The organism is Variovorax sp. P4_D9 (assembly GCF_056401695.1).
Genome location: NZ_JBFUIU010001113.1, coordinates 1 through 2366 on the forward strand (window position 1 = coordinate 1; position 2366 = coordinate 2366).

2 protein-coding genes are annotated in these 2366 nt (G+C 68.6%); both read right to left on the reverse strand.

From position 1 onward, the window contains the following. Positions 1-1079: type IV pilus assembly protein FimV (locus AC1DY5_RS51685; RefSeq protein ID WP_478122020.1), on the reverse strand; the 1079-nt coding region annotated here is incomplete at its 3' end. 165 nt (positions 1080-1244) lie between these two features. Further along, positions 1245-2366, reverse strand: a 1122-nt coding sequence (gene asd / locus AC1DY5_RS51690) for an aspartate-semialdehyde dehydrogenase (protein ID WP_478122021.1), incomplete at its 5' end; no start/stop codon positions are given.

The following is a 2366-nucleotide window of genomic DNA, read 5'->3' on the forward strand; positions in this document are numbered from 1 at the left end:
GCCTGGCGTGCCTGGGCGATCTGCTCCTCGGTCGGGCGTCCCGGGGCGATGCCCTGGGAGATCTTGAGCTTGTCGCTGGCCGCGTTGGCTGCATTGCGGTCCTCGACGTTGGCCTGCAGCTTGCCCGAGGTCTGGCGGCCGGCATCGGCGACCCGCGAGGTCGGCGCGTTGTCGGCCAGGCGGCGGCGGTATTCGCCGAAGTCCTGGCTCTGGGCGGTGACCGTGCGGCGTGCTTCGGACGCCGGGACCGCTTCGGCCTGGGGCGCGCCGGGCATCTCCAGCACGGCTCCGGCCTTGATCCGGTTGACGTTGCCGCCGATGAAGGCGTTGGGATTGGCGCGCAGCATGGCCACGAGCATCTGGTCGAGCGAGACTTCGGCCGGCTTGTGGGCAGCCGCGATCTTGCCGGCGGTATCGCCCGGCTGGACCTTGACCTGCTCGCTGCCGCTGCCGGTACGGACCGTGCCGCTGTCCGCCGGGGCCGCGGGCGCCGCGGCGACAGGGCGTTCGCGCCCGCTCGGAGCGGCCTGCACGACAGCCGGCGCGACGCGTTGCGGCGCCGGCGCGGAGATCTGGGGTGCCGTCGGAGCGATCGCGGCCGCAGCCTGGCGGCTGGCCGGCGGGTCGAGCAGGACCGTGTAGTCGCGAACGATGCGGCCCGAGCTCCAGTTGGCCTCGAGCAGCAAATCGACGAAGGGTTCGCTCAACAGCCGGTTGCTGCTGAGGCGCACCACGTAGCGGCCATCCGGACGTTTCTGGACGCCGACGCGGACAYCCGACAGGGCGGCGTTGTAAGGAACGCCGGCGGCGCGGAACGCCTCGGTCGACGCGATGTTGACCTTGAGGTTGTCGGCTTCGGCGGCCGTGATCTCGGTGATCTCGATTTCGGCCCGCAGCGGTTCACCCAGCGCCGACTGCACGTTCAGCCGTCCCAGCGCGAGCGCGCTGGCGTCGGCGGCGAAACCGCCCAGAGCCAAGGCCACCGCGGCGCTGACCAGCGTGAGCTGACTGCGGCCGGGGTTCGCCGAACTCGAGGGGGTGGCCGAAAGGCGGGCCGCAGGCAACGGTTGTCGTGTCATGCTGTTAGGGGCAGCTCGGCCCAAAAGTGTAAGGGGACGTTAACATCAACACCCAGCACTGACAAGGCGACAAGGCTTATCTACCCAGTGCGTGCAAACTTCGTCATGCATTTGCCGTTGCAGCGCCGCAACGGCGCGCCCTCCGAAGAGGGCGCGAAGCCATGCTCAAGCTTCCAGAAGGATGCGCAGCATGCGGCGAAGCGGTTCGGCGGCGCCCCACAGCAGCTGGTCGCCGATGGTGAAGGCGCCGACGTATTCCGGTCCCATCGCCAGCTTGCGGACCCGGCCGACCGGGATCACCATGGTGCCGGTCACCGCCACCGGCGTCAGGTCCTTGACCGTCGCCTCGCGAGTGTTCGGCACCACCTTGACCCATTCGTTGTCGGCGGCGATCAGGGCCTCGATATCGGCCACCGGGACGTCCTTCTTGAGCTTGAAGGTCAGCGCTTGGCTGTGGCAGCGCATCGCACCGATGCGCACGCAGAAGCCGTCGACCGGCGTCGCCGCGGTGCCGAAGCCGGCGCCCTGGCCGAGGATCTTGTTGGTCTCGGCGCCGCCCTTCCACTCTTCCTTGCTCATGCCGTCGCCGAGGTCCTTGTCAATCCACGGGATCAGGCTGCCGCCCAGCGGGGCGCCGAAATTGGCGGTTTCAGCCGCGGTCAGCGACTGCTGCATGGCCAGCACCTTGCGGTCGATCTCGAGGATCGCCGACTTCGGATCGTCGAGCAGGGAGCGCACTTCGGCGTTGATCGTGCCGAACTGGGTCAGCAGCTCGCGCATGTGCTGCGCGCCGCCGCCCGAGGCCGCCTGGTAGGTCATGCTGGTCATCCACTCGACCAGGCCGGCCTTGTAGAGCGCGCCGACGCCCATCAGCATGCAGCTGACGGTGCAGTTGCCGCCGATCCAGTTCTTGCCGCCCTTGGCGAGCGCGTTCTGGATCACCGGCAGGTTGACCGGATCAAGCACGATGATCGCGTCGTCGTTCATGCGCAGCGTCGACGCGGCGTCGATCCAGTGGCCCTTCCAGCCGGCGGCACGCAGTTTCGGGAACACCTCGGTCGTGTAGTCGCCGCCCTGGGCGGTGACGACGATGTCGCACCTCTTGAGTGCCTCGATGTCATGGGCGTCCTTCAGCGTGGTCTCGTTCTTGGCCATCGCCGGGGCCTTGCCACCGGCGTTGGAAGTCGAGAAGAAGATCGGCTCGATCAGTCCGAAGTCGCCTTCGGCCTGCATCCGGTCCATCAGGACCGAGCCGACCATGCCGCGCCAGCCCACGAGGCCGACCAG